Source organism: Rhizorhabdus sp. P4_G6 (assembly GCF_056401045.1).
The window spans coordinates 350,211-373,845 of the sequence record NZ_JBFUKC010000002.1 but is presented as its reverse complement, the minus strand read 5'-3'; the positions used below and the strand labels follow the sequence as shown (position 1 = coordinate 373,845).

Annotated in this window: 27 protein-coding genes and 1 riboswitch; of the genes, 19 read left to right on the top strand and 8 right to left on the bottom strand. The window is 64.8% G+C overall.

What is annotated here, in order from left to right; all coding sequences use genetic code 11:
- Window positions 1-76 precede the first annotated feature (76 nt).
- The 3 genes from AC1DPF_RS04055 to AC1DPF_RS04045 all read left to right on the top strand — a co-directional run bounded on the left by AC1DPF_RS04055 (window position 77) and on the right by AC1DPF_RS04045 (window position 2,203).
- On the top strand, window positions 77-1,285 hold the full coding sequence (locus AC1DPF_RS04055) for an LL-diaminopimelate aminotransferase (RefSeq protein WP_477870247.1): 1,209 nt from the start codon (window positions 77-79) through the stop codon (window positions 1,283-1,285).
- Window positions 1,286-1,352: 67 nt separating this feature from the next.
- Complete coding sequence (locus AC1DPF_RS04050) at window positions 1,353-1,814, top strand: DUF2721 domain-containing protein (protein ID WP_477870245.1); 462 nt, start codon at window positions 1,353-1,355, stop codon at window positions 1,812-1,814.
- On the top strand, window positions 1,811-2,203 hold the full coding sequence (locus AC1DPF_RS04045) for a DUF4345 domain-containing protein (RefSeq protein ID WP_477870243.1): 393 nt from the start codon (window positions 1,811-1,813) through the stop codon (window positions 2,201-2,203). Before AC1DPF_RS04050 ends, AC1DPF_RS04045 begins: the two co-directional genes overlap by 4 nt.
- A 234-nt stretch (window positions 2,204-2,437) precedes the next feature.
- Here AC1DPF_RS04045 and AC1DPF_RS04040 read toward each other — a convergent pair whose 3' ends face one another.
- The 3 genes from AC1DPF_RS04040 to AC1DPF_RS04030 are packed head-to-tail and all read right to left on the bottom strand — an operon-like array spanning window position 2,438 to window position 4,277.
- Window positions 2,438-2,965: a hypothetical protein gene (locus AC1DPF_RS04040; protein ID WP_477870241.1), complete on the bottom strand. Its 528-nt coding sequence runs from the start codon at window positions 2,963-2,965 to the stop codon at window positions 2,438-2,440.
- Window positions 2,966-3,013: 48 nt separating this feature from the next.
- Entirely contained in the window at window positions 3,014-3,670 is a 657-nt protein-coding gene (locus tag AC1DPF_RS04035; RefSeq protein WP_477870239.1) for a hypothetical protein, read from the bottom strand.
- Between the two features lies 1 nt (window position 3,671).
- Complete coding sequence (locus tag AC1DPF_RS04030; protein ID WP_477870237.1) at window positions 3,672-4,277, bottom strand: hypothetical protein; 606 nt, start codon at window positions 4,275-4,277, stop codon at window positions 3,672-3,674.
- A 150-nt stretch (window positions 4,278-4,427) separates the two neighbouring features.
- Here AC1DPF_RS04030 and AC1DPF_RS04025 point away from each other — a divergent pair, with 150 nt between their 5' ends.
- The 3 genes from AC1DPF_RS04025 to AC1DPF_RS04015 all read left to right on the top strand — a co-directional run bounded on the left by AC1DPF_RS04025 (window position 4,428) and on the right by AC1DPF_RS04015 (window position 6,653).
- Entirely contained in the window at window positions 4,428-5,033 is a 606-nt protein-coding gene (locus AC1DPF_RS04025; RefSeq protein ID WP_477959813.1) for a YdeI/OmpD-associated family protein, read from the top strand.
- A gap of 71 nt (window positions 5,034-5,104) precedes the next feature.
- Window positions 5,105-5,686 (top strand): extensin family protein, encoded by a 582-nt coding sequence (locus AC1DPF_RS04020; protein WP_477959811.1) that lies wholly within the window; start codon window positions 5,105-5,107, stop codon window positions 5,684-5,686.
- 64 nt (window positions 5,687-5,750) lie between these two features.
- The gene (locus AC1DPF_RS04015) at window positions 5,751-6,653 is read left to right on the top strand and encodes an LOG family protein (RefSeq protein ID WP_477870231.1); all 903 of its coding nucleotides are present in this window, start codon (window positions 5,751-5,753) and stop codon (window positions 6,651-6,653) included.
- Here the strand turns inward: AC1DPF_RS04015 and AC1DPF_RS04010 are convergent.
- Window positions 6,650-7,225, bottom strand: coding sequence for an alpha-ketoglutarate-dependent dioxygenase AlkB (locus tag AC1DPF_RS04010; RefSeq protein ID WP_477959809.1), 576 nt, complete (start codon window positions 7,223-7,225; stop codon window positions 6,650-6,652). The genes AC1DPF_RS04015 and AC1DPF_RS04010 overlap by 4 nt on opposite strands.
- Before the next feature lie 3 nt (window positions 7,226-7,228).
- Window positions 7,229-7,855: a YbhB/YbcL family Raf kinase inhibitor-like protein gene (locus AC1DPF_RS04005; RefSeq protein WP_477870227.1), complete on the bottom strand. Its 627-nt coding sequence runs from the start codon at window positions 7,853-7,855 to the stop codon at window positions 7,229-7,231.
- A gap of 90 nt (window positions 7,856-7,945) precedes the next feature.
- Here AC1DPF_RS04005 and xth point away from each other — a divergent pair, with 90 nt between their 5' ends.
- The 9 genes from xth to trmFO all read left to right on the top strand — a co-directional run bounded on the left by xth (window position 7,946) and on the right by trmFO (window position 18,143).
- A complete protein-coding gene (gene xth / locus AC1DPF_RS04000) occupies window positions 7,946-8,740 on the top strand; it encodes an exodeoxyribonuclease III (RefSeq protein ID WP_477870225.1) in 795 nt (264 codons plus the stop codon).
- 4 nt (window positions 8,741-8,744) lie between these two features.
- Entirely contained in the window at window positions 8,745-9,005 is a 261-nt protein-coding gene (locus tag AC1DPF_RS03995) for a hypothetical protein (protein ID WP_477959807.1), read from the top strand.
- Window positions 9,002-10,150: a winged helix-turn-helix domain-containing protein gene (locus AC1DPF_RS03990; protein ID WP_477959805.1), complete on the top strand. Its 1,149-nt coding sequence runs from the start codon at window positions 9,002-9,004 to the stop codon at window positions 10,148-10,150. Before AC1DPF_RS03995 ends, AC1DPF_RS03990 begins: the two co-directional genes overlap by 4 nt.
- A gap of 161 nt (window positions 10,151-10,311) precedes the next feature.
- Complete coding sequence (locus tag AC1DPF_RS03985) at window positions 10,312-11,097, top strand: IclR family transcriptional regulator (protein ID WP_477959803.1); 786 nt, start codon at window positions 10,312-10,314, stop codon at window positions 11,095-11,097.
- A gap of 274 nt (window positions 11,098-11,371) precedes the next feature.
- A complete protein-coding gene (locus tag AC1DPF_RS03980; protein WP_477959801.1) occupies window positions 11,372-13,927 on the top strand; it encodes a TonB-dependent receptor in 2,556 nt (851 codons plus the stop codon).
- Between the two features lie 137 nt (window positions 13,928-14,064).
- Entirely contained in the window at window positions 14,065-15,444 is a 1,380-nt protein-coding gene (locus AC1DPF_RS03975) for a hypothetical protein (protein WP_477959799.1), read from the top strand.
- 179 nt (window positions 15,445-15,623) lie between these two features.
- Window positions 15,624-15,992 carry a ribonuclease E inhibitor RraB gene (locus AC1DPF_RS03970; protein ID WP_477959797.1) on the top strand — a complete coding sequence of 123 codons (369 nt, stop codon included), beginning with the start codon at window positions 15,624-15,626 and terminating at the stop codon, window positions 15,990-15,992.
- A gap of 133 nt (window positions 15,993-16,125) precedes the next feature.
- Window positions 16,126-16,205: riboswitch (ZMP/ZTP riboswitch) on the top strand.
- Window positions 16,206-16,221: 16 nt separating this feature from the next.
- Window positions 16,222-16,704, top strand: a complete 483-nt coding sequence (locus tag AC1DPF_RS03965) for a protein tyrosine phosphatase family protein (protein WP_477959795.1) — start codon at window positions 16,222-16,224, stop codon at window positions 16,702-16,704.
- A 95-nt stretch (window positions 16,705-16,799) separates the two neighbouring features.
- The gene (gene trmFO / locus AC1DPF_RS03960) at window positions 16,800-18,143 is read left to right on the top strand and encodes a methylenetetrahydrofolate--tRNA-(uracil(54)-C(5))-methyltransferase (FADH(2)-oxidizing) TrmFO (protein WP_477870209.1); all 1,344 of its coding nucleotides are present in this window, start codon (window positions 16,800-16,802) and stop codon (window positions 18,141-18,143) included.
- On the opposite strand, the gene AC1DPF_RS03955 is transcribed toward trmFO, so the two are convergent.
- Window positions 18,130-18,540 (bottom strand): low affinity iron permease family protein, encoded by a 411-nt coding sequence (locus AC1DPF_RS03955; protein ID WP_477870207.1) that lies wholly within the window; start codon window positions 18,538-18,540, stop codon window positions 18,130-18,132. The genes trmFO and AC1DPF_RS03955 overlap by 14 nt on opposite strands.
- Window positions 18,541-18,855: 315 nt before the next feature.
- Here AC1DPF_RS03955 and AC1DPF_RS03950 point away from each other — a divergent pair, with 315 nt between their 5' ends.
- Window positions 18,856-20,037 carry a glycosyltransferase family 4 protein gene (locus tag AC1DPF_RS03950; RefSeq protein ID WP_477870205.1) on the top strand — a complete coding sequence of 394 codons (1,182 nt, stop codon included), beginning with the start codon at window positions 18,856-18,858 and terminating at the stop codon, window positions 20,035-20,037.
- A gap of 3 nt (window positions 20,038-20,040) precedes the next feature.
- On the opposite strand, the gene AC1DPF_RS03945 is transcribed toward AC1DPF_RS03950, so the two are convergent.
- Entirely contained in the window at window positions 20,041-20,358 is a 318-nt protein-coding gene (locus AC1DPF_RS03945) for a DUF2218 domain-containing protein (protein ID WP_477870203.1), read from the bottom strand.
- Window positions 20,358-20,966 carry a PadR family transcriptional regulator gene (locus AC1DPF_RS03940; RefSeq protein ID WP_477870845.1) on the bottom strand — a complete coding sequence of 203 codons (609 nt, stop codon included), beginning with the start codon at window positions 20,964-20,966 and terminating at the stop codon, window positions 20,358-20,360. Before AC1DPF_RS03940 ends, AC1DPF_RS03945 begins: the two co-directional genes overlap by 1 nt.
- A gap of 125 nt (window positions 20,967-21,091) precedes the next feature.
- Here AC1DPF_RS03940 and AC1DPF_RS03935 point away from each other — a divergent pair, with 125 nt between their 5' ends.
- Genes AC1DPF_RS03935 through AC1DPF_RS03925 form a run of 3 tightly spaced genes read left to right on the top strand, consistent with a single transcriptional unit; the run spans window position 21,092 to window position 23,621 of the window.
- Window positions 21,092-22,405, top strand: a complete 1,314-nt coding sequence (locus tag AC1DPF_RS03935; RefSeq protein WP_477870201.1) for a replication-associated recombination protein A — start codon at window positions 21,092-21,094, stop codon at window positions 22,403-22,405.
- Window positions 22,402-22,752, top strand: a complete 351-nt coding sequence (locus AC1DPF_RS03930; protein ID WP_477870199.1) for an MmcQ/YjbR family DNA-binding protein — start codon at window positions 22,402-22,404, stop codon at window positions 22,750-22,752. The genes AC1DPF_RS03935 and AC1DPF_RS03930 overlap by 4 nt, the downstream gene beginning before the upstream one ends.
- Window positions 22,752-23,621, top strand: a complete 870-nt coding sequence (locus AC1DPF_RS03925) for a hypothetical protein (RefSeq protein WP_477959793.1) — start codon at window positions 22,752-22,754, stop codon at window positions 23,619-23,621. Before AC1DPF_RS03930 ends, AC1DPF_RS03925 begins: the two co-directional genes overlap by 1 nt.
- Window positions 23,622-23,635 lie beyond the last annotated feature (14 nt).

Below are 23,635 nucleotides of genomic sequence, written 5' to 3'. Positions count from 1 at the left end.
GAATCTGTATAGGTGGCGATGGCGATCATGGGCGATTGAAGCCCGTCCGCCAAGTCCGAAACCCAAAGGAATCACAATGTCCGAGGAATTCTACCGCATCAAACGCCTGCCTCCCTATGTCATCGCCGAAGTGAACGCGATGCGGGCAGCGGCGCGAGCGCGGGGCGAGGACATCATCGATCTGGGCATGGGCAATCCCGATCTGCCGCCGCCTCAGCATGTCATCGACAAGCTCTGCGAGGTCGCGCGCAAGCCCGATGCGCATGGCTATTCTGCATCGAAGGGCATCGCCGGGCTGCGCAAGGCACAGGCCGGCTATTATGCGCGCCGCTTCGGCGTCGATCTCGATCCCGACAGCGAGGTCGTGGTCACCCTGGGCTCGAAGGAAGGTCTCGCGAACCTGGCGCAGGCGATCACCGCGCCGGGCGACGTCGTGCTGGCGCCCAATCCCAGCTATCCGATCCACACCTTCGGCTTCATCATCGCCGGCGCGACGATCCGGTCTGTACCGACGACGCCCGACGAACATTATTGGGAAGCGCTCGACCGCGCGGTAAAGTTCACCGTGCCCAAACCATCGGTGCTGGTGGTCGGCTATCCGTCGAATCCAACCGCCGAGGTCGTGGATCTCGCCTTCTATGAACGGCTTGTCACTTGGGCGAAGGAGCACAAAATCTGGGTTCTGTCCGACCTTGCCTATTCGGAACTCTATTATGATGGCCAGCCGACGCCCTCGATCCTGCAGGTGCCGGGCGGCAAGGATGTCGCCGTCGAATTCACCTCGATGTCGAAGACCTACAGCATGGCCGGCTGGCGCATGGGCTTCGCGGTCGGCAACAAGCGGCTGATCGAGGCACTGACCCGGGTAAAGTCCTATCTCGATTACGGCGCCTTCACGCCGATCCAGGCGGCTGCGGTAGCGGCGATCAACGGTCCGCAGGACATCGTCGAGAAAAACCGCGAACTCTACAAACGGCGCCGTGACGTGCTGGTCGAGAGCTTCGCCCGCGCCGGATGGGATGTTCCGCCCTCGCGAGCATCGATGTTCTGCTGGGCGCCGCTGCCACCGGCAGTCGCGCATCTCGGCAGCCTGGAATTCTCCAAGCAGTTGCTGACCCATGCCGGCGTCGCGGTCGCGCCCGGCGTCGGCTATGGCGAGGATGGCGAAGGCTTCGTCCGCATCGCGATGGTCGAAAACGAGCAGCGCATCCGCCAGGCTGCCCGCAACGTCAAACGCTACCTCCAGTCGATGGGCGTCAACGTCGGCTCCCAGACGGCCAGCTGATTTTGATGGGAGGCGCGCTGCGCCTCCCATCTGAACGGCCATAGGCAATCATCCGGGGGATCTGAATATGATGTCGGCCATGCCCTTTGCGCCGGACGGGATCGCTCACAGCATACAGCTGGCGCTGGCGCCCTCCTTTCTGCTGACCGCCATTGGCGCTATCCTTGCACTATTGTCGGGGCGGCTTGGTCGCGTGGTCGATCGCTCGCGCTGGATCGAGCAGAACTATGCCCCCAAGGGCGATCCGCGCCATGATTGGCATGTTCAGCAATTGCGGTTGATCGATCAACGCATGCGCTACGCGAACAGGGCGCTCATCCTCTGCACGGTCAGTGCGGTGCTGATCTGTATCGTGATCGCCGGGCTTTTCAGCGCCGCCCTGTTCAATCTGGCGCTCGGGCAGGCGATGGCGATGGCTTTCATCGTGGCGATGCTGCTGCTGATGATCGGTCTCGGCCATTTTCTCCAAGAGGTCCGGCTGTCGGTTCACGCCACCCGCATCCAGGACGAATTGCTCGAGCGCGAATGAAGCCTGAGCGCAGCCTCCTCCAGGCGGCGGTTGGCATAGCCTGCCTCGTTCCGATCCTGACGGGGCTGGACGGCGTGCTTCGTGGCGCGGCGATGTTCGAGCTCGCCACGGTTCCACCCGATCTGGACAGCCATTTCCGCTATCTGTCCGGCATCTTCCTGATGCTCGGCTTCGCCTTCGCCTCGACCATTCCGATGATCGAGGCCAAGGGGCCACGCTTCCGGCTGCTCGGAACGATGGTGATCATGGGCGGTCTCGCACGCGCGCTGAGTTGGGCCATCGTCGGCACGCCCGGCTTGGGCCATCGGCTGGGGCTCGCCATGGAACTGATCGTCGTGCCGCTGCTGATGCTGTGGCAGGCACGGGTGGAGCGCCAGTCCCGGGAGTAGTTCGCCCCTCAAATGAAAAGAGTTGCCGAGGCCTGAACCTCGGCAACCCTGAACATGGTCAGCGGCCGGAGTGCCGGCCCGGAGAACCCGTGGCGCGTTAGTCGCACGTTCCCCGAACGGACAGAACCGACCTCCATGCTGAACCATGAGACATCGGATCACCTCCTTTCGCAATGTTAACGAGACGTGCAGCATCAGCCATCGGCGCCATGCGAACAAGGCTTGTTTTACATTTTATTTTCGGCAATCTTCGATCGCTCGCGCCGGCTCCGCCCATGCCGGAATGGCAAGGCTCGGCAGACCCGGCGAAGCCACCGCGATCCTGCCGCGGCTGAACACCATCTGATCCAGAAATGCGTCTGTCGCGGCCAGGATGATGCCTGTCATCGGCAAGCCAGCCTCTTCCAGGTGCCCCGCAGGAAAGCGCGCGGCGCCGCCCGAGGTGGTGATGACGAGTTCGGTCGACACGCCCGCCCTCATGATCGTTACGCGCCGTACTGACGCATCGCACCGGACGATGAACTGGGGCGCCGCCCGCTCGCCATAGACAGCGGAGGAGGTCGGGCTGCCAGGAACATAACGCCAGCTACCTGCCGTCAGCGGCCAGTCGCGCCAGTCACCGCTATGAGGCGGTGGAGCGGGTAGCGGCACAGGCGGGGGAACCGGCGCGGGCGGCGGTGGCGGGGCCTGGACGCACGCGCTCAGGGCCAGCGGCAGCAGCAACAGGGTCAACTGCCGGATGTCGATCGATCGGGATGCCATCAGCGATCCATGGCGGATCGTTTTGGCGATGGGAACCCCCGGCATTCCTCAGGCGCGACCGCGACAGGCCCTGACGAGACGAACGACGTCGGGATCGACCGGAACGATCGTCTTGCGCGTCGGCAGCAGTTGGACTTCCATCGGCATGCGCCCATCGAGAGCGTTGAGGAAGGGATGCGCAGCCGGCAGCTTCATGCTGATCGTCCCGCCACTGTCCCTGGCATATGTCGCGTCCATCAACAGCTTGATCTTGCCGACACTGAGCGCCTGCTGGTCGAAGTCTCCGGGCGAACCCGTGCCAACCGCAATGAACTCGATCATCCGCCTCCGGGCATCGCAGGCGAAGGCGAAGTTCCATTGCCCGCCATCGCGGCTGTAGATCGCCCCCGGACCGTCGCCGAGCCTGTTGACATAATACCACCGGTTGGGCTTCCGCGCGTCGATCGACGGCTGCGCCGCGACAATGGCTTCGGCCGGGGCTTCGACGGTCATAGCGGGTGCAGCTATTTGGTGAGCGGCGCTGGGCTGTTTCCTGCCCAGATCTGGCGCCGCGGCACGAAGCGGCTCGCGCTCGATCGACCGGCCAAGCGTGCACGTGCCCAGCACCAGCGCGAGGAGCAGCAGCGCGGCGATGGTCGGCAGCCGGCTGAACCGCTGGCGCCGCCGGATCAGGGTCGGCGGAGGATAGCCTGCGGGCGTTTCCATATCACTCGGCGTTGAAGGCCGCCGCATCGATGGCAACGGGCTTCACATTGGCGCTCTCCGATACGGAAAGCTGGTAGGAGACGCTGGTTCGCTTCACTTCGGTATGTTCGTCGTCATCGATGGTCTGCGTGCGCAGGTCGTCGGTTTCGGGAAGCTGATTGGCCTTGATGATGCGGGTGAACGACTTGCAGTCCGGCGCGAGCTGGGGACCGAAGGCATATTGGATACGGTAGGTCCCGTCGGGCACGCCCTCTATCGTCATCGTCTCCATTTTGCGCAGGAAGAAGCTGGCCGCGAGCTTGCCGGTATCGGCGTGACGGATCTTGACCAGCGCGTCACCGCCACCGCCATTGTCGATCTGGATGCTGTGGCCTTCCGCGGCAAGCTCCATATCGCCCGCCAGCTTTTCGCCCGAGGGCGGTGGGTCGATACACACCGGAACACCCGGCTCGGTCGCCGCCGGCAGGCCCGCTGCGGCATCGGCCGCCGCGATCGCCGCCGCGCGCGATGGAGGATCGGCGGCGTGGGCGGCCCACGGCAAGACGCTCGACGACATGATGACGGCCGCGCCGAGCCCTCTGCCCAGCCTGCCCAGATATCCAGCCATGTTTCCCAACCCCGTCCAGACGCCTGTCGGCGTCCCCCTTCGGCACTCTGCTCGATAAGCATGCGCCAGGAAAGGGGTGAAAGGTAAATTCTGCCACGATCCCGCGCCGTTTGGGCTTGACTTGATGCCACCGCGCGCCAGCATCCGACGATGGAGCCGGATCCTCGTATCGATGCCTATATCGCGCGGGCTGCCCCTTTCGCCCAACCGATCCTCGGCCATGTGCGGGCGATCGTCGCCCAAGCCTGTCCCGAAGGCGAGGAAACCCTCAAATGGGGCCTGCCCACCGTCGTCTATCGCGGCAAGATCCTGTGCAACATGGCGGCCTTCAAGGCCCATGCGACGTTCGGCTTCTGGCAGGGCAAGCTGGTGACCGGCCAGGCCACGGGTGAGCGCGAGGCGACAGCGATGGGCCAGTTCGGCCGCCTCACCAGCCTGGCCGATCTGCCTGGCGATGCATCGCTGGCGGCCATGGTGGCAAAGGCGATGGCGCTGATCGACAGCCACATCCCGACACCGCGGCCGCTCAAACATGCCAAGCCGCCGGCCGACACACCCGAAGACCTCGCCGCGGCGCTTGCCGCAGCGCCGAAGGCTGCCGCCACCTTCAACAGCTTCCCACCCGGCCAACGCCGCGAATATATCGAGTGGATCACCGGGGCGAAGCGCTCGGAAACCCGCAAGAAGCGCATCGAAACTACGATCGCCCAGCTGGAGGAGGGCAAGCGGCTCAACTGGAAATATGAACGCTGCTGAAATCGCGCACCTGGGCATCGATCGGCGGTGTGGCGGCGCTGGCGTTGGCGCTGACAGGCTGTATTCCGTCTGTGCAGGCCCCGCGCGGCGGCCGGCGGCCACCGCCCGCCGAGACTCCGGAGCGCTTCCGGCAGTGCGTCGCGATGATGCGCGCGGAAGGCGCGCAGGTGCAGCCCCTGCCCGACCGGACGTTCGCCAGCGGGTGCTCGGCCACATCTTCGGTGAAGCTGGTCGCGATCGGCATCCCGGTAACCAATCTCGGTGCGGTCAAATGCACACTGGCCGCGCCCTTCGCGCGCTGGGTCCGGCAAGACGTGCCGCAGCTCGCCACGCGCTGGCTCGGCGGCTATGTCACCAAGATCGAGAGCTTCGGCTCGTTCGCCTGCCGTCCGATCAACAATCAGGCAGGCAACGGCCTGTCCGAACATGCCCGCGCCAACGCGATCGACATCGCGGCGTTCCAGCTCGACGATGGCCGTCGGATCACCGTCCAGGACGGCTGGAACAGCGCCGATCCACAGGTGCGCGGCTTTCTTCGCGCTCTGCACAAGGCGGCCTGCGCCCGTTTCTCGGTCGTACTGGGACCGGAGGCCAATGCGCTGCACCACGACCATTTCCATTTCGACATGGGCAGCGGACCCTATTGCCGATAGAAAGGTTGGCGTCTTTCGCCCGCTGTAACCGAATCCAAACCAACACAAATATACCAGTGAGATGATGGCAAACAGAAAAGTACCCCAGCGGGTGTTCGCCCGCGCCAAGGAAGACGCCGCCGTTGCCGAAACCGCAACGGAAACGCCGCAGACCACCAACAACAGCTACAAGCTCGCTTTCCAGGACAGTGATTTCCTGCTGCGCGACGATCTGCGGCCGGTCCGCTTCCAGCTCGAGCTGCTCAAGCCCGAGCTGCTGCTCGACGAGGCCAATATCGGATCGACGCTGGTGATGTACGGTTCCGCCCGCATCCCCGCCCCGGACAGGGCGGACGCGCTGGTGCAGGCGGCGGCCACCGACCGCCAGCGGCTTATCGCCGAGCGGCTCCGTGCGAAGAGCAAATATTATGACGAGGCCCGCAAGCTCGCGCAGATCGCCAGCCAGTGCCCGGTCGATGCCGACGGCAAGCGCCAGTTCGTGGTCTGCTCGGGCGGAGGTCCCTCCATCATGGAAGCGGCCAATCGCGGCGCCGACGATGTCGGGGCGGAGTCGATCGGACTCAATATCGTGTTACCGTTCGAGCAGACCCCGAACGCCTATGTCAGCCCGAAGCTGAGCTTCCAGTTCCATTATTTCGCGCTGCGCAAGATGCATTTCCTGCTGCGCGCGCGCGCGGTCGCAGCCTTCCCCGGCGGGTTCGGTACCTTCGACGAACTGTTCGAGCTGCTGACCCTCGTGCAGACCGGCAAGATGGCGCAGCTGCCGATCTTCCTGTTCGGCGAGGAGTTCTGGCGCAAGGTCGTCAACTTCGAGGGGCTGGTCGACGAAGGCGTGATCAGCGAAAGCGACCTCAACCTGTTCCGCTTCGTGGAAACGGCCGAGCAGGCATGGGACAAGCTGAGCCTCTATTACGCAACCCGCGAGCGCGTCCATCTCCACCGGGATCCGCCGCCAAAAGCTGCCTAGGCCTGGCCTCGCGCTTTATCGGAAAGACTGCGGAAAGTGACGGACCAGCGCGTCGCCGCCATTGCGGCAATGCCATGCTCCCATTGGTGGCGCGCCTCGCCGCTGAGATGATAGATCGAGCGCGGCGCCAGATCGATCGATGCCCGGTCGAAGCCCCGTTCCCGGCGCCGGCGGAAGCGGAGCTTCGCGGGCTGGCCGAGCGAAATACCCAGCACATGCTCGAACACGGAGCGATCGCGATGCCAGCCGATACCGGCCCCGGGATCATAGCGGATCAGCAGGACATGGGCGAGCTGGTCGGCGGCAAGCCCGGCGAACGCAGCCGCGCGCTGGCGCAGTGGTAGCAGCCATGCCGGGATAGGTTCGGTCGGCGCGAAGCTCGCATCGTCGAAATCATAGCGCCAGCCGAACGAGGCGGTCAGCCGCTTGCCAAGCCAGCCGTGAAAGCGAAAGGGCGACAGCTCGACTCGATCGATGGCCGCAATCAACGCGTCTTCCTCGGCCCGGCTGACGATCTTCTCGCGATAGCCCAGCCCCGGCAGCAGCGGCGCACCGAACAGATCGCCGACCATGGCTCAGGCGGGGGCGACGCCCGGGATCGGCTTGGTCGCGATCGGCGCATCCTCGCCGCGCGAATAGGTGCCGACCAACATGCCGGCGGCGAGCACCCGGCCGGTGAGCGCGCGGACGAGGCCCGACCTGCCCGGATTGGCACCGATGTCCAGCGTCTCGCTCAGCGCGAACAGCTGGAACACATAGTCGTGCGAGCCATGCCCGGTCGGCGGGTCCGGCGGTAGCCACCCCTCGGCGAAATAGCTGTTGCGGCCGACGTCGCGGCCGTCCGTCGTCCCGCCAACGTCGCGGACGATCGCGCCCTCGGCGAGGCGCCGTTCGTCGGCCGGCAGGTTCCACACCAGCGCGTGGACCAGGGGGTGCAACGCAGGGGCATCGGGGTCCTCGACGATCAGCGCCAGGCTCGATGTTCCGGCGGGCACGTTGTTCCACAGCAACGGCGGCGACACACCGTCGCCATCAGCGGTGAAGCGCATCGGCAGGCGTGCGCCATTAGCGAAGGCGGGGCTGGTCAGGTCGATAACGCTTTCGCCCAGGACGAGCTCGGGCTGGGCTATGACGAGCTTTGAATGTCCAGCGCGGAAGTTCCGCAGCATGCCGCCTATCCAGCCGGGAAGATGTTCGAGCATCGCCTTGCCTCCTTCGCGAGATGACAATGTTTTAGCAGGGATAAATGTCCGCTCAAGGAACGCTACGCATCGCCGCTCATTTGCACGGCGATGAAGATTGCGACCTATAATGTGAATGGGGTCAATGGCCGCCTGCCGGTGCTGCTGCGCTGGCTGGACGAAGCGAAGCCGGATATCGTCTGCCTGCAGGAGCTGAAGGCGCCGCAGGAGAAATTTCCCGCCGCCGCGATCGAGGCCGCCGGCTATCGGGCGATCTGGCATGGCCAGAAAAGCTGGAACGGCGTGGCGATCCTGAGCCGCTGCGGCGCGCCGGTCGAGACGCGGCGCGGCCTGCCCGGCGATCCCGACGATTTTCACAGCCGCTATATCGAGGCGGCGGTGAACGGCATACTCATCGGCGGCCTCTATCTGCCGAATGGCAATCCGCGGCCAGGGCCCAAGTTCGATTATAAGCTCGGCTGGTTCGAACGCCTGATCGAGCATGGGGCCGGCCTGATCGAGAGCGGCGTTCCGGCCATTCTCGCCGGCGATTTCAACGTGATGCCGACCGATCTCGATGTCTATAAGCCGGAGCGCTGGCTGGACGACGCGCTGTTTGCGCCCGAAGTGCGTGCGGCCTATTTCCGGCTGGTCGAGCAAGGCTGGACCGACGCGCTGCGGACGATGCATCCGCACGAGACTATCTACACCTTCTGGGACTATTTCCGGAACGCCTTCGCCCGCGATGCCGGCCTGCGCATCGATCATATCCTGCTCAGCCCCGCAGTGGCCGGGCGGCTGGCGGCGGCGGCGGTGGACAGCCATGTTCGAGGCTGGGAAAAGACCAGCGACCATGCCCCTGTGTGGATCGAGCTTGCGCCGGAGAAGAAGCGCCGCCAACGATGATGCCATGGACCTCGACGCGCTGCTGCACCATTATTTCGGAACCGACGATCTCGATACGCTCGACGACCAGGCGATTGACGCCGGCCGGGAGCGCGTTGCCATCGCCTTCGGCACCGAGCGCGACACGGGCCGGCGCTTCGCGCTGTGGATCGTGCTCCACGCGCTCGGCGCCGCGCCCGATCCATCGGTCGCCTTCAGAAACGAGACCGACCGCAAGGCCGCCGAGGACTATGCCTGGGCCGCGACGCGCATAGGGCGGCGTTGACGGAGACCATCGCGCTCCCCCTCGCCCGCCGGATCGCGCTTGCCGCGCAAGGCTTCGGCACCGCACGCCCCAGCATCGTGGGTCAGGCGCAGCTTCGGCGCACGATCGACCGGCTCGCGCTTCACCAGATCGACAGCGTCAATGTTCTCGTCCGCGCACATTATATGCCCGCCTATTCGCGGCTCGGCGTCTACGACCGCGAACTGCTCGATCGCGCCGCATGGGGGCCAAGGCGTTCGCGCCGGATGTTCGAATATTGGGCGCATGAAGCCTCCCTGCTGCCACTGGACCTCCATCCGCTGTTGCGCTGGCGCATGGCGGAGGCCGATCGCGGCGAACGCGGCTGGTCATCGCTGCGGGTCTTCGCAACCGAACGCCGGCCCGAGATCGATGCCGTGCTCGCTCGCATCCGCGCGGAAGGACCGCTTGCCGCATCCGATTTCGACGAGGGCAAGAGCCGCAGCGGCTGGTGGGAATGGGGCGACAGCAAGCGCAAGCTCGAATGGCTGTTCTGGGCGGGGCACATCACCACCGCCACCCGCCGCAACAGCTTCGAGCGGGTCTATGATCTTACCGAACGGGTCATCCCGGCCGACATCCTGGCCTTGCCGACGCCGGACAAGCCTGCGGCGCACCGCGCCCTGCTCGAACGCGCCAGCCGCGCACTCGGCATCGCGACAGAGGCCGATCTGCGGGACTATTTCAGGACGGGCGTCGCGGACACCAGGCAGGCGATCATCGGCCTCGCGGGCGAAGGGCTGCTGGTGCCGATCCGCGTCTTGGGGTGGCGGCAGCCGGCGTGGCTGCATCGCGACGCAAGGCGCCCGCGCCGGATCACCGCCCGCGCTCTGCTGGCGCCGTTCGATCCGCTGATCTGGGAGCGTGCGCGGACGGAGCGGCTGTTCGGCTTCCGCTATCGCATAGAGATCTACACGCCCGCCGATCGTCGCCAGCACGGCTACTATGTCCTGCCCTTCCTGCTCGGCGACCGGCTGGTCGCGCGGATCGATCTCAAGGCCGACCGCCAGGCGTCGCGTCTGCGGGTCCAGTCGGTTCATCTCGAACCCGATGCGCCAGCGGAGACCATGATCGAACTGTCGGAAGAATTATCGACGATGTCCGAATGGCTCGGCCTAGATGTTTAGTCCCGGCCTCTGATGGTGCCGAGTATAAACCGATCCGGCCCGACCGCCATCCGATCGGACGACGAGTGCCGGCACGCCTATGTCTATAACCTGGGCATGCGGCCGGGAGCGCTGGCCGGGCGCATCCTGTACCGGCGCGGACGTCGACCATCGGGGGGGCGATGAACAGAAACATTGTCGATCTGGCCGGTTTCAACGACGATGGCTCGCAGATCGCCGGCAGGGCCGTGAAATCCGCCCTGCGCTGCATCCAGATATTGGAGATATTGCACAGCACGCGGATCGGCCTGCGGCTCCGCGACATCTCGAAGCTGATGCACTCCCCCAACTCCAGCGTGGACTATATCCTGAAGACATTGGTCGAGACCGGCCACGTGCATTACTCGATGGAGGATCGGACATACCGGCTGAGCCCGCGGGTCGGACTGCTGGGCAATTGGGTCGATCCGATGCTGATCGCGGACGGCCCCATCCTGCGGGCGATGCGCGAGCTGCACGATGCCACGGGCCATTATGTGTCGCTCGCCACCCCGAACGGGATGATGGCCGAGTTCATCCATGTCGAGATCGGCGATCACCCGCGCGAGACGATCGCGCTGGTCGGGCGCTCCGTCAGCCTGCTGCGTTCGCCGGTCGGCATCGCCCTGCTCACATTGGTACCCGATTGCGAGATCGCGAACCTCGTCCGTCGCCACAACGCCGCGCCCGATCATCAGGCCGAGCCGGTCCAGCTGGATAGGTTGAAGGCCGATATCGAAACCATCCGGCAGCAGGGCCATGCGGTCAAGCTGGACCAGCGGGGTTGGGTGCTGGCCATTCCCCTGCATCGGCGGGGAGGTAGCCCGTTGGCGATTTTGCTGGGGACTCCGACATCCGCCATGGATATCGATGTGACGTCGTTGCTGAGCCGCCACCAGGAAATCTTCTCGAAATTGCCCGTAGCTTGACTCGAAGACCCGGGCGAAATGCGAATTTCCCAGTAGTCCGCGCCTTCAGACATCGATCGCCCCATGTCGTCGCGGCGTTCCGCCACTCGAGCCCAACCATTGGATGCGCTTGGCGCGATGGCGGCAAGACGACAGCGCCGGATCAAACTTTGAACAGAAAAATCCGTGTATGTGGATTTTTGCCCGGCGAGTGGATTTCGATTCCAGCCCTATGCATATTCGCCGCCAAACGGCTCGACGAAGCCGGCCAATATAATGTTGGGGAGGAAACATCATGCTGAAGTCATCATTGCGCCTTGGCTGCGCCACCATCGCCCTGTGCATCGTCGCGCCCGCCGTCGCGCAAGAAGCCGTTCCGGCGGATAACGGCCTGGAAGAGATCATCGTCACGGCGCGCCGCATCGAGGAGAACCAGCAGAAGGTACCGGTGGCGGTCACCACGCTGACGGCCGCGACGCTCGAACGTCGAAACGTCACGACGGTCAACGACATCCAGTTCAGCGTGCCCAACCTGCAGATCAGGCCGAGCAGCATCAATCCTTCGCGTCCCGAGATCATCCTGCGCGGCCAGCGCCAGGTGAACCAGACGGACGAGAATGTCGTGACCTACGTCAACGGCGTCCCGCAGGGTACGCGCGGCCTGACCCTCTATGATCTGGACAGCGTCCAGGCGCTGAAGGGGCCGCAGGGAACGCTGTTCGGCAAGAACTCCATGGGCGGTGCGCTCGTCGTCACCACCAAACGCCCGGTGTTCGACACCGAGGGCCAGATTTCCGCCGAATATGGGAATTACGACCGCAGGCTGGTCAACGGCATGCTGAACATCCCGCTCGTCACGGACAAGGTGGCCCTCCGCGCCGCCGGCCAGATCGAGCGGCAGGACGGCTTCTTCCGGAACGTCAATCCGGGGCAGAAGGATCTTAACAACCGCCACAATGAGAGCGGCCGCGTCAGCCTGCTCATCAAGCCCGACGACCGCTTCGAGAATCTGACCACGGTCGACTATATCCATCGCAACGAGATCCCAACGCCCGCGGTGATCGACGCCGCGCCGCTGAACGGCAATTTCTTCCGGAGCGTCACCCAGCAGGCCGTAATGCAGCAGAGCGCCCTGGGCGGCGGCACCGCCGTGATAGACACCGCCAGGGGACTGCTCGTCCGCAGCGGCAATCCGTTCCGCTCGACCGCCTTCACCGGAGTCGGCAACACGCTGCCGGGCTTCTACTTCGTCAACGGCGTGCAGACCAATGGATCGCCACAGGTCATCAGCACCTTCGGCGCGCGTTCGGAGGTCTATGGACTGTCGAACGCCACGACCTACGAGCTGAACGACACGATCACCCTCAAGAACATCCTCGGTTACCGCCATGAGAAGGCGATAGACCATCAGGATCCCTCGGGCATTTCGGGCATGATCCTCAATTTCGCGGGCGTGCTGGGTAGCCCCGTGTCGGGCTATGCAACCAACAACGATACATATTATCGTAATAATTACAAAACCTTCTCCAACGAATTTCAGATCATTGGAACGATGGACAATCTTCGGTTCATCGCGGGCGGATTCTACGCGCACACCAAGCATCTCTACGCGGTGAACTCGTCTTTCGTGGTCGGGCCGGCCTCCTTCTACGGCCCGCGCCCTACCCGTCATTCGCAGATGAACGACTCCACCGATTCCAAGGCGCTTTTCGCACAGGCCACCTATGATTTCAGCGGCGTGGGCCTCGACGGGGTGCGGGTGACGGCAGGCTTGCGCTACACCAATGACAAAAAGAAGAACGTCAACGAGAATTTCTTCACGAGCACCGTCGATCAGCTGCAGAGCTGGGACGCCAGCCGGCCGCAAGCGGCCTGCAACGAGCTCAATACGACGCTTGGCAACGTGGTCGCCGTCAACAATGGCGCCCAATGCCAGATCAGCGGCCAGCGGACCTACAAAGCGCTGACGTGGACCGCCTCGGTGGAATATCAGGCGACGCCCGATACGCTGCTTTATTTCGCCAATCGCCGCGGGTTCAAGGCGGGCGGCCCGAACCCCACGACCCGGCTGCTGCAGTATAATCTGTTCGGGCCAGAGCGGATCACCGACTTCGAGCTCGGCCTCAAGCATCAGGGCCGGCTGGGAACGGTCCCCTATCGCCTGAACGTCGCGGGCTTCATCGGCAAGTACAAGCAGATACAGACGACCGACATCCTGCAATTCTGCGCCAACCAGGCAGCTGATCCGGCCAATGGCCCGGCCTGCGGCACCTTTACCGACGCGATCATTCTCAATCTCGGCAAGGCGACGATCAAGGGCGTCGAGATCGACGCGTCGATCAAGCCGATCCCGCAGCTGGAGCTGAACGCCGGCTATTCCTACCAGGTCGGCCGTTATGGCGCGGGTTCGATCGTGCCGCAGCCTACCAATCCGGCGCTGCCGATCGCCAATTCCAACCCGATCAACTTCGCCGGCGGCGTCAATCTGCAGGGCTCCGAGTTCGCGGGCGTGCCCCGTACCACGCTCACCGCCTCGGCCACCCTGGATCTCGATTTCGTGCCCGAAAGCTTCGCCAAGACCCGGCTGAGCGCGAACTATTTCTATCGCGATAGCACCAAGGGCCTGGCCGTGCAGGGCATCTACCAGACGCCCAGCTTCAGCACGATCGGCGGCCGGATCTCGTTCGACAATCTGTTTGGGTCAGACGTTTCGTTGGCCATCTGGGGCTCGAACCTGGCGGACAAGCACTACAAGCTGTTCTGCTCGAACAACCTCAACAGCATCGGCTATGCCACCTGCAAATGGGGCGATCCGCGCACCTATGGCGTGACGGGTACGGTGAAGTTCTAGGACGGGCTCGGGATCCGATCGCGTCGGATCACCGGCTCCGTCTGCCTTGCTGCGATTTCCGGGCCGGCACCTGAGCCCCGGCCTGGAATCGCTTTGAACCGGTGCGGCCGTCGGTCCCGCCGGATGGAGGAGCGATTATGAACAAGGCTGCTGCCGGTCTCGGCGGAGCGATCATCGCGATCGCTTTGATGGCCTCAACAGGGGCGCTCGCCCAAGGCGTCGCGCACCCCGACGACAGCCTGCGAAGCGCCCCGATCAAACGGCCGGTGCTCGGTACGCCCCAGCAGATCGAAACCGAAACGCTGCTCATCCGCCTGCTCGGCGAGCCGCAGATCAGCACGATCCGTCGCAAGCTCGCGGCCGAGCTGGAAGAGACCGCGACCGGCCGGACGATCGATGGCGCGGCGATGCTCGATCGCGCCGTGTGGCAGTGGACGTCGTCGTTCATCGCGGGCGAGATCACCGCGCTGCAGCCCGTGCCCGGATTCTTCTGGTGGGAGGATGCCCCGCATACGCTGGGCGGCCACACGCTGTGGGGCACCGGCATCGGCAGCGACCTTCCCGACAATATCTACCGGCGGGTCACGGTCGACGGCAGCGGACAATATGAGATCACTGGCCGGTTCGACATGTCGAGCCGACCGTCGATGATGATCTTCGAATTGATGCGCGGCCGGATTGGGCCGGTCCCGCTCAACGATCAGATCAAGAAGGCGGACATGGGCAATCATGTCAGCTCGATCACCGACGAGCAGATGACGATCGCGCCGGACGGCAGCTTCCGGATCACATTGGGCGGGTCGGCCGGCGCGGGCGACCACATGGACAGCGCGCCCGGCGATGTGACGCTCATGGTCCGCGAGACGCTCACCGACTGGAACCAGCGGCCCGCAGAACTGCATGTCCGCCGCATCGCCGGCGCCGCGCCCGCCGCCCTGTCCTATGACGAGCTCAAGCGCCGCGTGATGACGGGCCTGCCCGCCTATGTCCGCTTCTGGAGCAACTGGCACAACATCAACATGGGCGGCCTCGAGCCCAACAGCTACAGGGCGCCCGTCGCCCGCGCCGGAGGTTTCGGCTACGCCGGCAAGCTGCGCTTCCAGCTGGGCAAGGACGAGGCGATCCTGCTCACCCTGGCCTCGGGTGGCGCGAAGTATTTCTCGGTCCACGTCAGCGATCCGTGGGAGATCACGGCCGATTCACGGCGTTACCAGATCAGCCTGAACCCTTCGCAGTCGCGATCGAATGACGACGGCACCTACACCTATCTCATCAGCCCGACCGACCCCGGCGTCGCCAACTGGGTCGACACGGCCGGCCTGCACGACGGCTACGCGATCCTGCGCTGGCAGCGCACGCCGAAGGATTTCGACACCGCGACGGCCGTCCGCGATTTCCGGGTGGTCAAGCTGGCCGACCTGGCGACGATGCCGGGCCTCGTCCATGTCTCGCCGCTGCAACGCAGGCTGGAGCAAGCGGTCAACTTCGCCGCCTATGAACGTCGCCAGCGCGACTGAGCCGATAGGAAAGCCGGCCGGTGCTGTCGCCATGTCGCCCCCTCGGCCGGTCGGTCGTAAGCTGAGCGCGTGGAAAGGCGATAATCTTCCGACAGCGGGTGAAAACGCGCAGCGTCTCTTCAATTACGAAGGTCCGACGTTTAGAGCACCGATATTCCCTCCTTCCCGCCGGTGCCGCTATGACATACATCTCCATTGATCCCGCCAGGCTGGCCGAGGAACTGGCCGCCGATGAGGATGTCGTCCGTGCCCTGCGCGAAAATGGCGATGTCGCGGAGAAGGTGCGACCCGTCGACGTGCATTTCGAGGGTGACGCCGAAGCCATTTCGCAGATCGAGGACGATGCGGAGCAACTCGGCTGGCGCGTCGTCGACATTACCGAGGAAGACGACGGCCAGGCGACGCTGTGGCTGCAGCGCGACCAGACGACCACGGATAGCGCGCTGTGCGGCCTGACCGAAGATGCGCTACGCATCGAGGCTACCTATGGCGTGGGTTATGACGGCTGGGGCACAGTCGCCGAAACGGAGACGGACCACCATCCTTAGCTGAGGTCACCGTGCGGACCTTCATGCCCGCTTGCGCCTTACCGGCGGTCGCTAAGAACGGCACCCGGCGCTTCGAAGCGGTCGCCCACCTGGTCAGAAGATTTGGTGGTATAGCGGTAATGCGCTATAGGAGGCTCGTTCGCGTGACTGGCGAGAAAGGTGGAGCACCACCGTGGAGCGCGAATGAAGCCGCCGCTCGCCTGGGCACCCTGTAAACAAAGGTGCTGATATGTCCGATCCCACCGATATCTATAACTGGCGACGCCTCGACAGCCGCGTCACCACCTCAGGCCAACCCACCGAGGAGCAGCTTGGCGAACTGCCAATGCTCGGGATCGAGCACGTCATAAACCTGGGCCTGCATACGCATGAAAAGGCTTTACCTGATGAAGCAGCCAGCCTCGCAAGGCTTGGCCTTGTCTATAAGCACATTCCTGTGGAGTTCGAGCGGCCGACCGAAGAAGACTTCGTCAAATTTTGCGAAGCAATGAGCGAGATAGGCGACAAGAGTGTGCACGTTCATTGCATAGCCAATATGAGGGTATCAGCCTTTCTTTACCGCTGGCAGAAAGAGGTCTGCGGGCTCGACGACGCAGAAGCGCGCGCGTTGATGGACACGGTGTGGCAGCCCGGTGGCATATGGGCCTCGTTCATCGGAGATGATCTCGGCAGCTCAATGCCGCATCGTCCACCGAAAACGCTCATCTCATGAGATCAGCGATGGGCAAGTCCACACTAACGCTGGCGGCGGCAAGACCTCGCCATACCAACATTGCAGTAATCGCACCCGCGTCCTAGAGCCCCCGCATGGATCATCAGGTGCATGTGATCGGCGGCGGGCTCGCCGGATCGGAAGCGGCGTGGCAGCTGGCGGAGGCGGGTATCCGCGTCCGCCTGTCGGAAATGCGCGGCATCGAAGCCACCCCTGCCCATCAGACCGACAGCCTGGCGGAGCTGGTCTGTTCGAACAGCTTTCGGTCGGACGATCCGAACAACGCCGTGGGCCTGCTCCACGCGGAGATGCGCGCGCTTGGATCGGTGATCCTGAGAACCGCCGACGCGCATCGCGTGCCGGCCGGCTCCGCGCTCGCTGTCGATCGCGAGGGCTATGCCGAGGCCGTGACCCAGGCGATCAGCAGCCACCCCAACATCCAGCTTCTGCGCGAACGGATCGACACCCTGCCGATGGACGGGCCGGTCATCGTCGCCACCGGGCCACTCACCGCCGCCGCGCTGGCCGGATCGATCGGAGATGCGACCGGCGCCGATTCGCTGGCGTTCTTCGATGCCATCGCGCCGATCGTCCACAGGGACTCGATCGACATGGACATCGCCTGGATGGCGTCGCGCTGGGACAAGGGCGAGACGAAGGACTATATCAACTGCCCGATGGACAGGGAGCAATATCTCGCCTTCCATCAGGCGCTGCTCGACGGCGAGAAGACCGAGTTCAAGGACTGGGAGAAGGACACGCCCTATTTCGATGGCTGCATGCCGATCGAGGTGATGGCGGAGCGCGGCGTCGACACGATGCGCTATGGACCGATGAAGCCGGTGGGGCTCGACAATCCCCGCACAGGCCGCTGGCCCTATGCCGTGGTCCAGCTGCGCCAGGACAACGCGCTCGGCACCTTGTGGAACATCGTCGGCTTCCAGACCAAGCTCAAGCATGGCGAACAGGTGCGACTGTTCCGGACCATTCCCGGCCTGGAAAATGCCGAGTTCGCAAGGCTTGGCGGGCTGCACCGCAACACCTTCATCCAGAGCCCGAAACTGCTCGACGAGCGGCTCCGGCTCAGGGCGCGGCCGCATATCCGCTTCGCCGGTCAGATCACCGGCTGCGAAGGCTATGTCGAGTCCGCGGCGATCGGGCTGCTGGCGGGCCGCTTCGCCGCGGCGGAACTGCTGGGCAAGGCCATCGCGCCGCCGCCGCTGACCACCGCGCTCGGCGCGCTGCTTGGCCACATCACCGGCGGCGCCGACGCCGACAGCTACCAGCCGATGAACATCAATTTCGGACTATTTCCTCCCGTCGAAGGCGCCCGCGGCGGCCGCAAGCGCAAGGCCGATCGCAAGGCCATGTACGCCGAGCGCGCCCTCGAAGACATGAAGGCTTGGATCATGTCGAGCCAGGAGGCTATCGCCGCCTGATGAGGTGATTGAGGCTGGCGGCCTGGCCGGTACGGATGTCCTGGCCCTGGTCGCACTCCTGCTCCAGGTCGGTGCGGATCTTCTCCAGTTCCTTCTCGGTGAGGTGCTCGATCCCGATATATTCGTTGCGCGCCTCCCTGTGCGACCGGATCAGTTCGTCCAGCTTCGACTGCATCGACGCGGCGTCACGGTTCTGGGCATTCTGGATCAGAAACACCATGAGGAAGGTGATGATCGTGGTGGTCGTGTTGACGATCAGCTGCCACGTATCGGAAAAACCGAAGATCGGTCCACTCGCCGCCCACAGGATGATCGCCGTCAGCGCTACTACAAAGGCGAGCGGCTGGCCGACGGCGGAAGCCAGTTTGCCGGCGATATGGGTAAACCAGCGATCCATTGCATGAAGTCCTTCATTCCCCGCGGTGAGTTCCGAGCCGCATTTCAGCGCGACCTTACCGTCGTCGGAGCAGACCAGATAGGCCGGATTGCCGGGCGTGCCGCGCGGACGACCGTGTGCGCTCGATGGTGCGCTCGACGCGGCGCTCGAAACGCTCGGTGATCTCGCCCTGCACCTCATGCCTCCCCGCTTCCAGAGGATCTTTTGGCCTTTGCGAAAGCTGTTCGCCATTGCGGGACTCTTTCGCCGGATTAACTCATGATAAGGGGCGCTGTTCCGGTTGCCTTTGATGCCCGACGCGCTAGAGGCGTGCCGATGGACGCTTCCCAGCTTCGCGTTGCCCTGTTCACCGGCAATTACAACTATGTTCGCGACGGCGCCAACCAGGCGCTGAACCGGCTTGTCGGCTATCTGCTCGGCCAGGGCGCGGCGGTCCGCATCTATTCGCCGACGGTGAAGCAGCCCGCCTTCCCCCCGACCGGAGACCTCGTCAGCATCCCGTCGCTGCCGGTGCCGGGTCGCGCGGAATATCGCTTCCCGCTGATGATCCCTCCCAGCATCAAGCGCGACATCAAGCGCTTCGATCCCAACATCCTGCACGTCGCGAGCCCCGAGATCCTCGGACACCGCGCGGTGAGCCTCGCGCTGCGCCGCAAATTACCGGTGGTGGCGTCGGTCCACACCCGCTTCGAGACATATTTCCGCTATTATGGCCTCGCTTTCCTCGAACCCGTGGTCGAAGCCCTGCTGCGCCGGTTCTACCGCCGCTGCGACGCGATCTTTGCGCCGTCGGAATCGATGGCGCAGCTGCTGCGCGAACAGCGGATGAGCTATGATGTCGGCATCTGGTCGCGCGGCATCGATCGGACGATATTCCAGCCTGGACGGCGTTGCCAGGATTGGCGGCAGTCGCTGGGGATCGCCCCGGACGACGTGGCGATCGGCTTCGTCGGCCGCTTGGTCATGGAGAAGGGCCTGGACGTCTTCGCCGACGCGATCGACCAGCTGATGCGGCGACAGGTAAAGCACAAGGTGCTGGTCGTAGGCGAGGGACCGGCCCGCGACTGGTTCGAGAAACGGCTGCCCGGAGCGATCTTCGTCGGCTTCCAGAAGGGCGAGGAGCTCGGCCGCGCGGTCGCCTCGATGGACATGCTGTTCAATCCGTCGGTCACCGAGACCTTCGGCAATGTCACGCTTGAAGCCATGGCGGCCCGGCTACCGGTGGTCGCCGCACGCGCGACCGGCAGCGAGAGCCTCATCGAGGATGGGGTCACGGGCCGGCTGATCCAGGCGGGCCGCACCCAGGCCTTTGCCGATGCGCTCCAGCATTTTTGCGAGGACGAAGCGCTGCGCCGCACCGTCGGCGAGGCCGGCCTCAAATCGAGCGAGCGCTATGGCTGGGACAAGGTCAACCAGGAGTTGGTCGACGCCTATCTGCGCATCATCCGCCAGCATGGCGCAGGCGTGCGGCTGGCGCGGCAAAGCCCGGTGCCTTAAGGCTCACGCATTCCGCCAGTCGAACGCCAGCGGCGCTTCCCGAAAGGCGAAACGGTCGAGGTGGCGCGCGACGGCACCCTTCAGTCCTTCGAGTTGGGCGTCGCAGGTCGCGTCGATCCGCACCGCCAGCGACTCCGGGTCCGCATCGAATGTCACCAGCGCGTCGCCCGGGTGATTCGCGCCGCGCGCGTCCTTTGGTAGCACCGCGTTGCCATGGGTGGGCGTGAACTCAACCGCCAGATTATGCGACCAATGCTTGCAAAGCTGCTGTAGATATTTGCTGCCGCTCGTCGTCGGCACTATCGCGATCGCGACCACCATCACAGCCTCTCAATCTTGCGCGCCGTCTCGTCGAGCAGGGCGGCTATGTCATGGGCGAGGTCGGGCGAGCGGTCGCCGTGCCGCATCCGGGTCCGCAGCGCCATCGCGAGGTTGACCATCGCGCGCTTGACCGGCGAGCGATCGTCGTCGCTGCGCTGCTCGCCAAGCGCTTCGAGCCGCGCGAACAGCGCCTCGATCATCTCGGCCTGCTGGCCGACCTCGAGCTTGCCCGCATCGGTGATCGCAAATAGCCGCTTCGAGCCTTCGGCCGCCTGCTCGGCGATGTGGCCCATGTCCTCGAGCAAGGTGAGCGTAGGATAGACGACGCCGGGGCTGGGTGCATAGGCGCCGCCCGATCGTTCTTCGATCGCCTTGATCAGGTCATAGCCGTGGCGCGGCTGCGCGCCGATCAGGCTAAGCAGGATCAGCCGAAGCTCGGCGCCATCGAAGACGCGACGCCGCCCACCGCCCCTGCCGCTTCGGCCTTCGCCGAAACCCTCACCAAAGGCTTCGCCGAATCCACCGCCGAAGAAACCGCCATGGCGGCCGCGCATCGCATGTCTGGTGCCGTGGCCAGCGGCGCGATGCTGTCTGTGAAAACCGAACATCATTACTCCCTACTCGTCAAACGGAGTCACTTTCGATATGTCTAAGATATATCTTGAGTGGATTTTTGCAAGACCCTTCTTCTGCCCCCTGTGCGCGTGCCGATCGCGCGCCTATATCCACTGCGATGGCCGATCTCTTTGCGCCCGAACCCTCTGCCGCCTTGCCCGTCGATGCCGCGCCGCTGGCCGAACGGCTGCGACCCCGCAGCCTCGACGAGGTGATCGGCCAGGAACATCTAACCGGCCCGGATGGCGCGATCGGCCGGATGGTGGCCGCAGGCCGGCTGTCGTCACTGGTGCTGTGGGGGCCGCCCGGCACCGGCAAGACGACGATCGCGCGGCTGCTCGCCGACGCCGTTGGCCTGCGCTTCGCGCCGGTGTCGGCGGTGTTCTCCGGCGTCGCCGATCTCAAGAAGATCTTTGCCGAGGCGCGCGAGCACGCCCGGCTGGGCACCCGAACATTGTTGTTCGTCGACGAGATCCACCGTTTCAATCGTGCCCAGCAGGACAGCTTCCTGCCCTATGTCGAGGACGGCACCGTCGTCCTGGTCGGCGCCACCACCGAAAACCCGTCCTTCGAACTCAATGCCGCCCTGCTCAGCCGTGCGCAGGTGCTGATCCTCAACCGGCTCGACGCCGCGGCGCTGGGCCGGCTGATCGCTCGCGCGGAGGATATCGAAGGCCGCGAACTGCCGCTCACCGACAATGCTCGCGCAGCGCTGGTGGCCTCGGCGGATGGCGATGGCCGCTTCCTGCTCAACCAGGTCGAGACGCTGTTCTCGATCGCGATCGATCACCCCCTCGAGCCCGGCGAGCTGGCGGCGCTGCTCCACCGCCGCATGCCGGTCTATGACAAGGACCGCGAGGGCCACTACAACCTCATCTCCGCGCTTCACAAATCATTGCGCGGCTCGGACCCGCAGGCTTCGCTCTATTATCTCGCGCGGATGCTGACCGCGGGCGAGGAGCCGCTCTACGTCCTGCGCCGGCTGGTCCGCTTTGCCAGCGAGGATGTCGGCCTCGCCGATCCGCAGGCGCTGGTGCAGTGCCTTGCCGCCAAGGATGCCTATGATTTCCTGGGCTCGCCCGAAGGCGAGCTGGCGATCGTGCAGGCCTGCCTCTATCTCGCTACGGCGCCCAAATCCAACGCAGCCTATGCGGCACAGAAGGCGGCGTTCCGCTCGGCGCGGGACACCGGCTCGCTGAGCCCGCCCAAGACGATCCTCAACGCCCCCACCAAGCTGATGAAGGACATCGGCTACGGCAAGGGCTACGCCTATGACCATGATGCCGAGGACGCTTTCTCGGGCGACGATTACTGGCCCGAGGAAATGGGCGCCCAGACCTTTTACATGCCCTCCCCGCGGGGCTTCGAGGCCAAGATCGCCGAGCGCCTCGCTTATTGGGAAAAGCTGCGCCAGGAGCGGCGGGAAGGATGAGCCCCGACCGCGCCAGGGCCCTCGACTGGGAAGGCGTCACCGCCTTTGCCGCCAGCCTGCCCGGTGCCGAGCGCTCGACCTATTATGGCGGGCCCGCGGTCAAAGCCAATGGCAACGCCTTCATTGCCCCGGGGCGCGAAGACGGCAGCTTCTGCCTCATGATCGACCGCGACACGGTCGACATGCTTAAGGAAACCGACCCCGAGACCTATTGGCAGACGCGGCATTATGAAGGTTGGCCGTCGGTGCTGGTCCGCTTCGACAGCCCTGATCCCGAGCGCGTACATGCGATGATCGAGCGCGCCCACCAGCAGGCGCTCGCCAAGAAGCGGCCGAAGAAGACATAATGCACCGCCGCTTCAGGCGCTTCGCCTGCATCGACTGGTCTGGCGCCAAGGGTGAGCGGCAGAAGGGGATTGCGGTAGCGATCAGCGACGGGCCCGGACGGACGCCGCGCCTCATCGAGCGGCCCTGGTCGCGGGAGGCCGTCCTCGAATGGCTGCTCGACCATGCCACCCGCAAGACCGACCTTCTGGTCGGCATCGACTTCTCAGCTGCCTTGCCCTTTCTCGATGCCAGCGCCTATTTTCCCGGCTGGACGGAAAGCCCCGCCGACGCGCGCGCGCTGTGGCGGCTTGTCGACGAGACGTGCCGGGCCGAACCGCATATGGGGGCGGGAACGCTGGTTGATCATCCCGAGGCCAGCCGCCATTTCCGCCGTCATGGCGGCCGGCAGGGTGACTTGTTCGGGCCGGGAAATGGCCGTCACCGGCTAGTCGAACGGATCTGTCGCGATCAACGCCATGCGCCCGCGACGAGCAGCTTCAATCTGGTCGGCGCGGCGCAGGTCGGCAAATCGAGCCTGACCGGCATGCGCCTACTCCACCGGCTCGACGGGCGCGTGCCGGTCTGGCCGTTCGATCCGATCCCCGCGCGGGGGCCGGTGATCGTCGAGCTCTACACCACGATCGCCGCGCGACAGGCGGGCCTGAGCGGCGGCAGCAAGATGCGGGACGCCGACCGCCTGCAAGCGGGCCTCGCGGGTTATGGCATCCATCGGGTGCCGGTGCTGGCCAGCTATGACGACCACAGCACCGACGCGATCCTCACTGCCGCCTGGCTCGCCCAGGCCGCGCCGCGCGACGAACTTTGGCACCCGCCCCTGCTTACAGCCGACATTGCCGCAGTCGAGGGCTGGACGTTCGGCATTCCCTGACGCAATAGGGACAG

Bases quoted from the DNA above. Each gene is read 5' to 3' on its own strand.
- AC1DPF_RS04055 (WP_477870247.1), top strand. From the start codon at position 77: ATGTCCGAGGAATTCTACCGCATCAAACGCCTGCCTCCCTATGTCATC.
- AC1DPF_RS04050 (WP_477870245.1), top strand. From the start codon at position 1,353: ATGATGTCGGCCATGCCCTTTGCGCCGGACGGGATCGCTCACAGCATA.
- AC1DPF_RS04045 (WP_477870243.1), top strand. From the start codon at position 1,811: ATGAAGCCTGAGCGCAGCCTCCTCCAGGCGGCGGTTGGCATAGCCTGC.
- AC1DPF_RS04040 (WP_477870241.1), bottom strand. From the start codon at position 2,965: ATGGCATCCCGATCGATCGACATCCGGCAGTTGACCCTGTTGCTGCTG.
- AC1DPF_RS04035 (WP_477870239.1), bottom strand. From the start codon at position 3,670: ATGGAAACGCCCGCAGGCTATCCTCCGCCGACCCTGATCCGGCGGCGC.
- AC1DPF_RS04030 (WP_477870237.1), bottom strand. From the start codon at position 4,277: ATGGCTGGATATCTGGGCAGGCTGGGCAGAGGGCTCGGCGCGGCCGTC.
- AC1DPF_RS04025 (WP_477959813.1), top strand. From the start codon at position 4,428: ATGGAGCCGGATCCTCGTATCGATGCCTATATCGCGCGGGCTGCCCCT.
- AC1DPF_RS04015 (WP_477870231.1), top strand. From the start codon at position 5,751: ATGGCAAACAGAAAAGTACCCCAGCGGGTGTTCGCCCGCGCCAAGGAA.
- AC1DPF_RS04010 (WP_477959809.1), bottom strand. From the start codon at position 7,225: ATGGTCGGCGATCTGTTCGGTGCGCCGCTGCTGCCGGGGCTGGGCTAT.
- AC1DPF_RS04005 (WP_477870227.1), bottom strand. From the start codon at position 7,855: ATGCTCGAACATCTTCCCGGCTGGATAGGCGGCATGCTGCGGAACTTC.
- xth (WP_477870225.1), top strand. From the start codon at position 7,946: ATGAAGATTGCGACCTATAATGTGAATGGGGTCAATGGCCGCCTGCCG.
- AC1DPF_RS03995 (WP_477959807.1), top strand. From the start codon at position 8,745: ATGGACCTCGACGCGCTGCTGCACCATTATTTCGGAACCGACGATCTC.
- AC1DPF_RS03985 (WP_477959803.1), top strand. From the start codon at position 10,312: ATGAACAGAAACATTGTCGATCTGGCCGGTTTCAACGACGATGGCTCG.
- AC1DPF_RS03980 (WP_477959801.1), top strand. From the start codon at position 11,372: ATGCTGAAGTCATCATTGCGCCTTGGCTGCGCCACCATCGCCCTGTGC.
- AC1DPF_RS03975 (WP_477959799.1), top strand. From the start codon at position 14,065: ATGAACAAGGCTGCTGCCGGTCTCGGCGGAGCGATCATCGCGATCGCT.
- AC1DPF_RS03970 (WP_477959797.1), top strand. From the start codon at position 15,624: ATGACATACATCTCCATTGATCCCGCCAGGCTGGCCGAGGAACTGGCC.
- AC1DPF_RS03965 (WP_477959795.1), top strand. From the start codon at position 16,222: ATGTCCGATCCCACCGATATCTATAACTGGCGACGCCTCGACAGCCGC.
- trmFO (WP_477870209.1), top strand. From the start codon at position 16,800: ATGGATCATCAGGTGCATGTGATCGGCGGCGGGCTCGCCGGATCGGAA.
- AC1DPF_RS03955 (WP_477870207.1), bottom strand. From the start codon at position 18,540: ATGGATCGCTGGTTTACCCATATCGCCGGCAAACTGGCTTCCGCCGTC.
- AC1DPF_RS03950 (WP_477870205.1), top strand. From the start codon at position 18,856: ATGGACGCTTCCCAGCTTCGCGTTGCCCTGTTCACCGGCAATTACAAC.
- AC1DPF_RS03945 (WP_477870203.1), bottom strand. From the start codon at position 20,358: ATGGTGGTCGCGATCGCGATAGTGCCGACGACGAGCGGCAGCAAATAT.
- AC1DPF_RS03940 (WP_477870845.1), bottom strand. From the start codon at position 20,966: ATGTTCGGTTTTCACAGACAGCATCGCGCCGCTGGCCACGGCACCAGA.
- AC1DPF_RS03935 (WP_477870201.1), top strand. From the start codon at position 21,092: ATGGCCGATCTCTTTGCGCCCGAACCCTCTGCCGCCTTGCCCGTCGAT.
- AC1DPF_RS03930 (WP_477870199.1), top strand. From the start codon at position 22,402: ATGAGCCCCGACCGCGCCAGGGCCCTCGACTGGGAAGGCGTCACCGCC.
- AC1DPF_RS03925 (WP_477959793.1), top strand. From the start codon at position 22,752: ATGCACCGCCGCTTCAGGCGCTTCGCCTGCATCGACTGGTCTGGCGCC.